Consider the following 7288-nt stretch of genomic DNA (forward strand, 5'->3'; position numbering starts at 1 on the left):
CGCCTCCCCGCTGACCCCGAATCCGACATCTGAACCACCCGCAGTGCCCTTCCACCGGAGAGGCCATGGTCGGCATGAGCATCCCTGACCTGCAGCCGGCCCCCGAACAATCCGATCTCGCCGGTCCGGGCACGGCCACGGACGGGGGCGGTCTGTCCGCGTCCGAGGCGGCCACCAGGCTGGTGCGGGACGGCGCCAATGTGCTGCCGACGCGCCGGCCGGCGCCGCTGTGGCGGCGGGTCGCCTCGCAACTACGTGATCCCCTGGTGCTGGTCCTGCTGGCCGCGGCCGCCTTCACCCTGTTCACCGCCGACTTCACCGATGCGTCCGTCATCCTGTTCGTCATAGTCGTGAACACCACGGTCGGCGTGGTGCAGGAGGTCAAAGCGGAACGAGCCATCACCGCGCTGTCGGCGTTGACCGCGCCGGACGCCCGGGTGGTGCGCGACGGCGTCGAGCAGGAGGTCCCGGCCGCCGGCCTGGTCGTCGGTGACCTGCTCGTGCTGGCCGAGGGCGATGTCGTCCCGGCCGACGCGCGCGTCACGGAATCGGTCGCGCTGCTGGTCGACGAGTCCGCGCTGACCGGGGAGTCCGCACCAGTCGACAAGACCGCCACCGGTGTCCTGTCGGCGGGCACGGTGGTGGTGCGCGGCCGAGGCCGCGGCGTCATCACCGCCACTGGAGCGGCCAGTGCCATGGGCCGCATCGCGGCGATGATGGTGACCACGGCGGGGCTGACCCCGCTGCAACGGCGCCTCGCCGGGGTCGGCCGGATGCTGGCCCTGTTCGCGGCGGGCCTGTGCGCTGTCGTGCTCGCTCTCGGACTGTGGCGCGGGCAGCCCGTGCAGCTGATGATCGTCATCGCTATCACCCTGGTGGTCGCGGCGGTCCCGGAATCCCTGCCGGCCGTGGTCACCCTCAGCCTGGCCCTGGGCGCCCGCCGGATGACCGCCCGGCACGCCGTCATCCGGCGCCTGCCCGCGGTGGAGACCCTCGGCTCGGTGACCGTCCTGGCCACCGACAAGACCGGCACTCTCACCGAGGGCACCATGGTCGTCCGTGCGTTGTGGACGACCGAGGGCGACACGGTCGTCGACGGCACCGGCTACGCACCTCAGGGTGAGCTGCGCCGCGCCGGCACCGTCGTCACCGGGCCGGACAGCCCTGATCTGACGGAGTTGCTCCGGGCAGCGGCACTGTGCAACGACGGATCGCTGCGCGCGCCCGACGGCGACAGCCCGGACTGGTCACCGGTCGGCGACCCCACCGAGGTCGCGCTGATCACCGCCGCGGCGAAGGCCGGCATCGACCGGCGCAGGTTGGACGTCGAGCTGCCGAGGGTGACGGAGCAGCCCTTCGACAGCATCCGGAAACGCATGTCGACCGCCCACCGGCTGCACGACGGCCGGACCAGAACCGTCTGCAAGGGCGCGCCGGAGGCCGTACTCCAGCCCGCCGTCCTGGCCGACCCGGCCGAGCTGATCGCCCGTGCCGCGGCCCGGGCCGGCGAACTCGCCGCCGACGGTTTCCGGGTGCTGGCGGTCGCTCAGGCCGACCGGGCGACCGATCCCGACAACGATGCCGCGGAGCAGGGTCTGCAGCTGCTCGGCCTGGTGGCCATCCTTGATCCGCCCCGGGCCTCGGCTGCCGCCACGATCGCCGCCTGCCGCGAAGCCGGCATCACGCCGGTGCTGATCACCGGAGACCACCCGGCCACCGCCGCCGCGATCGCCACCGACCTCGGCATCATCACCGCCGGTGACGACGTGACCGACTGCCGCATCACCGACCCGGGTGCCCGGGCCGGCCAGGGCTCCCGGGTCTTCGCCCGGGCCACCCCGGAACAGAAGGTCGCCATCATCGACGCCCTGCGAACGGCCGGGCATGTCGTCGCGATGACCGGTGACGGTGTCAACGACGGTCCCGCCCTGCACCGCGCCGACATCGGCGTCGCGATGGGCAAACGGGGCACCGAGGTCGCCCGGCAGGCCGCCGATCTGGTGCTGGCCGACGACGAACTGGCCACGGTCGTGGCGGCCGCCGAGGAGGGCCGCCGGGTGTATGCGAACATCCGCCGGTTCCTGCTCTACGCCCTGTCCGGCGGGGCCGCCGAGATCGCCGTGATGCTGGCCGGACCGTTCCTCGGCCTGCCGCTGCCGCTGCTCCCGGCGCAGATCCTCTGGATCAACCTGATCACCCACGGCCTGCCCGGCCTCGCCCTGGGCAGCGAACCCGTCGACCCGGACGCCATGCGGCGCCCACCCCGGCCGCCGTCGGAGACGGTGCTCGGCGCCGGGCTGTGGAAACGCATCATCCGCGTCGGAACGGTCATCGCCGCGGTTACCGTCGGCGTCGGGGTCTGGGCACACGCCACCGATCGGCCGTGGCAGACCCTGACGTTCCTCGCTCTCGGCGCGACCCAGCTCGCCGTCGCTCTCGGATCCCGGGCGCGTCCGGGCCTGCGGGCCAATCCGATGCTGTTCGCAGCGGTCGGTGTCGCCCTCATTCTGCAACTGGCCGGCATCTACCTGCCGATTCTGCAGGGACTGCTGGGCACCGAATCACCGGCTCTGGCCGACCTGCTGATCGTCGGCGTGGTGTCCAGCCTCGGCTTTGCGGCGATCCGGCTCGACCGCCTCATCCACCCGGCGAAACGGCCGGCCTGGCTGGGCCGTTCTGGTGGGTTTCGGCCTGCCGCTGCTCGCCGCTGACGAGTCCGCAAAGCGGTGGCGCGCGGGCGCAATTCATGAGGATCACGAAGCCATGACGCCTGCTCGGGCTGTGGCCGGGGGCTCCCGCGCGCGGCAGGTGGCCCCCGTGGTCCGCCACTCTGATCACCTCGTTGTCCGACGGACGGGCCGCGCTGGTCTTCACCCTCCACCTCCCGGCCAAGGCCAGGGAACTCCGCTCGGCCATCGCCGAACTCACCACGGGCGGTGTCGCCGGCCCACCCCGGTCCTCGCTGAACCGCCCGATCGGAGCTCACCGCCGTCTCGCCGTGGCCCGCACCGACCTGGCCTCGGTGCAACGGGTGGCGCACGCACACGGCGCCACGGTCAACGACGTCGTCCTCGCCGCGATGACCGGCGCCCTGCACACGGTGCTGATTCATCGCGGGGAGAACGCCGACCGGTTCGTCATCTCTGTGCTGGTTCTCAGCTGCCTGCTGGCGGCCGCGTTGCTGTTCAGCGGATCGCGGAAGATCGCCGGAGGGAAGGCGGTCACTGGTGAAGCCGCGTATCTTGGTGTTCCGATGCGGGGCTATCGCCTCATCGGAGTTGCCGAAGTCGCCGCGACCGCAGGACTGCTGATCGGACTGGCCTGGGCCGCGCTGGGTGTCGCGGCCGCGACGGGACTCGTCCTGCTGATGTCCGGCGCCGTGATTTCCCACGTCCGGGTCGGCGACGCTGCAGACCGGTGGGCACCCGCCGCCGTCCTGGCCGTCGTGCTTGCGATCGTCACCCTGCTGTTGCGTATCGCGTCCCTCTGATCAGCTCTGATCAGAGCTGATCAGAGCCGAGGTGATGACATGTCGCGCAAGATCGTCAGTCCCGCCGCCGCAATCAAACTGACCTGCCCGATGCCGCTACGCGTTATCGATCGCCTTGGCGAGCAACGCGTGAAGCTGTTGCTGTTCCTTGAGCGTCAGGCCGGCGAGCGGCGAATGCCTCACCACGGTACTGAGCAGCCGTTCGCGGACGTCGTCACCGGCCTCGGTCAGGACCAACGTGCGAATGCGCCCATCTTGAGGGTGCGGGCGCCGCTCCGCCAGGCCCCGCTGCTCGAGCTTGGCACTGAGCAGCGTGACGTTCGACGGGTCGCAGTGCAGAAGGCGGCGATCTTGCGGAGTGAAAGCGGATCGGCGTCCGGTCGCAGGAGCCAGAGAACGTCAGCGAGGGGGCGGTCAGCTCGAGCCGGTCCAGCCCGTCCTTCTGGGCTGGGGCGCACCGCGTGTCCGTGTCAAAGGAATGAGAGGCGTCATGGACGGAAGAACTACGCCGACCGGGCTTCCGCGGATCGTGTCGAACCCTGTCATGGGCGTCACGGTCGAGTTTGTGACCGCCGGCGACGAGAGCGACGGCGAGCACGTCGAGGCTCGGGTGAGCATCCCGGCGGGCGACAAGGGTCCGCCGCCGCACTTCCATACCGACTTCGAAGAGACGTTCACTGCTCTCGAAGGCACTCTGTTCGTGGACTTGGGCGACCGGCGCGGCATCTCGTTGCAACCGGGTGAGCCGGTCCATGTCGCGCGGAACGTTCGACACCGGTACTACAACGATCGCGCGCACCTATCCGATCGACCGCGTCCGCGACGCCTACGCCGAACTCAACAACCGGCACACCCACGGAAAGATACGCGCTGGCGGCAGATCATCCGCAGCGGGTCACGCGGCTCGCCATCGGAGAAGCCAGCCGGGGCTTCGCGCCGTCACCACCGATGATCGCACCCAAGGTCGTCGCGCAGAAAGCGTGGCACTTCGCGTTCAACCGGGCCGGGGAAATCAGCGAGCGGATGGTTCAGGGCCGTGAGGAGATCTACTTCGGTCACCAGTTCACGTCGAAGGGCGCCCATCCGGGCAGCGTGCCGTCCGAGGCGGTCGACGTGTACGCCGCGGCGCTCAGGAAGCCCGCCACTCTGCGCGCCAGTTTCGAGTACTACCGGGACGACCTCACCGATGCCCAGCAGGAGCGGCGCAGGCGTACGCCACTCGCCATACCGGTGCTGGCCATCGGCGGCGGGGCTTCGATGGCCACGCGGTCGAACAATTTCTGCGACCACTGGCAGCCGATCTGACCTCCGTCGTTCTGCCCGGCGCCGGCCATTACCTCTCCGACGAAGCCCCAGCCGCTCTGCTGGCCGCGTTGGAGTCGTTTCTGTGACCGCATGAAGGCGTCCGGAAGACGTCGACGGAAGTGATGCGGGCGTGCCGGTACGTCGAGTACATCGCGTACACCCGGCAGCCGGGTACCCCTGGCAGGCCGCAAGGCCAGGCGGGCCGGACGGCATTGATCATGTTGTTCAGGCTGGTCATGGCCGATATCGGCCGCCGGTGGGAGGCTCGGCGGCAACCCCGGAGACCGGTCGGCTCGTAGAGGTGGTTGAAGGAGGTACCTACATGCCGCGTCCCACTCGTGACGACGAGTTCGTGACGTTCGTCCGCATCAATCGAACGTCACTGCTCAAGTTCGCCGGCCTGCTGACGGCGGGGGACCACCACCGGGCCGAGGACCTGGTGCAGATTGCCCTGTCCAAGCTGTATGTGGCTTGGCCGAAACTGGACCGGCCGGAAACGATTCTGGCCTACACCAGGCGCACGGTCCTGAACAGCCACATCGACGAGTCTCGACGCCCGTGGTGGCGCAGAGAACGGTCGACGCCCGATCTTCCGGAAATGCCTGCCCACGAGGGTCCGGACGGGATCACAGGCTTGAACGACGGCCGATTCGGCCCGATCGGGCAACAGGTGCGGGCAGCCCTGGCGGAGCTGCCCAAACAGATGCGGGCCGTCGTGGTCCTGCGCTACTGGCTGGACCTCAGCATCGACGAAACCGCCCGGATGCTCGGCTGCAGCCAGGGCACGGTCAAGAGTCAGGCGGCCAAGGGGACGGCCAAGCTGCGCCTCCTCCTTCCCGCGCCGTCGCACGCGGCGGGCGGTCAACGGATCGAGAGGACGAACCCATGAATGAGATGAAGATGCTTCTGGACAGCGCGGTCCCGATCGAGAACGAGCCGGTCGACCCGGCCGCAGACCTTTCCCGGGGACGCCGCCGCCAGCGCAAGCGGCAGATGACCCGCGTGTGGGCGGGCGCCGCCGGGCTGGCCGTGGTCGCCGGCGCGGCCGGCATCGTGGTCACGACCGGACCGACCGAACCGGCTCCGCCGCGGGCCGCCACCGCCCCGGCCGGGACGCCCAGCGCGACCACGGGCTCCACCCCGCGCGGCCAGTTGCCGGCCATCGAGCTGGTCGCCTATACGGGCAAGCAGGTGCCCGGCTACGCGGTGAAGTCGGTACCCGAGGGCTGGGAGATTCAGGGCGGCAACAACACCGTGCTGACGATCGCGCCCAAGGGCTTCAAGAACAAGGACGTCAACGAGTGGGTCGGCAAGATCGCGGTCATGCTGGAATCCAAGGACGCGGCGGCCGACGACCGCCCGATCACCGAGGAAGACCTCAAGGCGTGGGGCATGGAGGGCTCGGACCTCGCCCGGACGACCAGCAAGGTCACGATCAACGGTAACGACGGGTCGATCTCACGCCAGACGAAGGTCGACTCCACGTCGACCGTCAACGTGTCGTTCCCCGACGCGAAGGGCCACCACGTCGTCGCTCAGGGGCCGGCCTCGCTCGGCTGGACCGACGCGGAGTGGGCCGAGTTCGCCGAGGGGGTCACGGTTCTGCGCAACGCCGAGCAGGGCGTCGGCTGATCGTCGCCGATGCCTCGAGCACGGGAGGTCCGCGCGAAGCGCAGGCCTCCCGGTCTGCTGCCCGCGTTGCTGGTTCTGTCCTGAGCGTCATCGGGCTGCGGTGGCTGTCATCGGGCCCTGTGTGCACTCGTCGACCAGTTTCTGCCGCACTCACCCACACGGCTGTCGCGGAGCCGGGCCGAAGGCTTGATAGAGGCGGGCGAAGGCGGCCGCGTCCAGGTCGGAGAGCCGCTTGCGCTGGCCCATCAGCACCCCGTCGCGGAGGGATCCAGTGGGCTCGCAGGTCCGGTTGCCGTTCCGCGTGTAGTGCATCTTCGAGTAGTGCATGATCGATCCGTAGTCGTACTCGCCGAGCTCGGCCTCGCCCGTCGGGTGGGTCTCGAACTCGCCGTACGCGCCTGGGTGGATGTTTTCCCAGCGGATCGTCACGTATCGATCGCGGTCGGCCCGGCAGTGCTCGTGGACCCGTCCGAGCGCGTGCCCGATCTCGTGCAGCACGGTGCCGGTGGTGAAGCCGGGCGCCAGCCGCACCTGCTGCCCGCCGCCGGTCTTGCCGACCGGGGAGAAGTTCCGGCGGCCGGTCACAAACCTCAGAAAATCGGTCTGATGGGTACGCCCGACGAAGGCGAAGACACCGAGTTCCCGATAGTGATCGATCGCCCGCAGCACCTCGCCGGCGTCGGGCCCCTCGATGACGAAGGGCACGACGCCGGCCGGCCAGAGCTCGATCCTCACTAGAGCGCATCTGACGGATCATGGTCGGCTCCGGTCGGGTTTGGCGCGGAGCCAGATCATGATCGAGGCGATGGTTACCGTTGCCTCGTAACGGTTTTTCAGCTTGTCGTACCTGGTCGCGACGGC

Annotated in this window: 8 protein-coding genes and 1 pseudogene; 6 read left to right on the plus strand and 3 right to left on the minus strand. The window is 69.7% G+C overall.

Annotated elements, in window-relative coordinates:
* Positions 1-74 precede the first annotated feature (74 nt).
* Complete coding sequence (locus tag QSK31_RS06895; protein WP_285682028.1) at positions 75-2711, plus strand: cation-translocating P-type ATPase; 2637 nt, start codon at positions 75-77, stop codon at positions 2709-2711.
* Between the two features lie 131 nt (positions 2712-2842).
* Positions 2843-3490: a DoxX family protein gene (locus QSK31_RS06900; protein WP_285682030.1), complete on the plus strand. Its 648-nt coding sequence runs from the start codon at positions 2843-2845 to the stop codon at positions 3488-3490.
* A 96-nt stretch (positions 3491-3586) separates the two neighbouring features.
* On the opposite strand, the gene QSK31_RS06905 is transcribed toward QSK31_RS06900, so the two are convergent.
* Together QSK31_RS06905 and QSK31_RS48770 are read right to left on the minus strand one after the other, a co-directional pair.
* Entirely contained in the window at positions 3587-3727 is a 141-nt protein-coding gene (locus QSK31_RS06905; protein WP_285682032.1) for a hypothetical protein, read from the minus strand.
* An 18-nt stretch (positions 3728-3745) separates the two neighbouring features.
* Positions 3746-3883 (minus strand): annotated as a pseudogene (locus QSK31_RS48770) (MarR family transcriptional regulator); the annotation flags it as partial.
* A 97-nt stretch (positions 3884-3980) separates the two neighbouring features.
* Between QSK31_RS48770 and QSK31_RS06910 the strand changes: the two are divergent.
* From QSK31_RS06910 to QSK31_RS06925, 4 genes are all read left to right on the plus strand, one after another.
* Complete coding sequence (locus QSK31_RS06910; RefSeq protein WP_285682034.1) at positions 3981-4442, plus strand: cupin domain-containing protein; 462 nt, start codon at positions 3981-3983, stop codon at positions 4440-4442.
* Positions 4439-4795, plus strand: a complete 357-nt coding sequence (locus QSK31_RS06915; RefSeq protein WP_285682036.1) for a hypothetical protein — start codon at positions 4439-4441, stop codon at positions 4793-4795. Before QSK31_RS06910 ends, QSK31_RS06915 begins: the two co-directional genes overlap by 4 nt.
* Positions 4796-5117: 322 nt before the next feature.
* Positions 5118-5684 carry a SigE family RNA polymerase sigma factor gene (locus QSK31_RS06920; RefSeq protein WP_285682057.1) on the plus strand — a complete coding sequence of 189 codons (567 nt, stop codon included), beginning with the start codon at positions 5118-5120 and terminating at the stop codon, positions 5682-5684.
* Positions 5681-6427 (plus strand): hypothetical protein, encoded by a 747-nt coding sequence (locus QSK31_RS06925; RefSeq protein ID WP_285682038.1) that lies wholly within the window; start codon positions 5681-5683, stop codon positions 6425-6427. Before QSK31_RS06920 ends, QSK31_RS06925 begins: the two co-directional genes overlap by 4 nt.
* Positions 6428-6577: 150 nt before the next feature.
* Here QSK31_RS06925 and QSK31_RS06930 read toward each other — a convergent pair whose 3' ends face one another.
* Complete coding sequence (locus QSK31_RS06930; protein ID WP_285682039.1) at positions 6578-7162, minus strand: M12 family metallopeptidase; 585 nt, start codon at positions 7160-7162, stop codon at positions 6578-6580.
* Positions 7163-7288: the final 126 nt, after the last annotated feature.

This window comes from Actinoplanes sp. NBRC 103695 (assembly GCF_030269485.1).
In the GTDB taxonomy this organism is placed as follows: Bacteria; Actinomycetota; Actinomycetes; order Mycobacteriales; family Micromonosporaceae; genus Actinoplanes.

Coding starts and splice junctions, on each gene's coding strand:
- QSK31_RS06895 (WP_285682028.1), top strand. CDS start 75: ATGAGCATCCCTGACCTGCAGCCGGCCCCCGAACAATCCGATCTCGCC.
- QSK31_RS06910 (WP_285682034.1), top strand. CDS start 3,981: ATGGACGGAAGAACTACGCCGACCGGGCTTCCGCGGATCGTGTCGAAC.
- QSK31_RS06915 (WP_285682036.1), top strand. CDS start 4,439: ATGATCGCACCCAAGGTCGTCGCGCAGAAAGCGTGGCACTTCGCGTTC.
- QSK31_RS06920 (WP_285682057.1), top strand. CDS start 5,118: ATGCCGCGTCCCACTCGTGACGACGAGTTCGTGACGTTCGTCCGCATC.
- QSK31_RS06925 (WP_285682038.1), top strand. CDS start 5,681: ATGAATGAGATGAAGATGCTTCTGGACAGCGCGGTCCCGATCGAGAAC.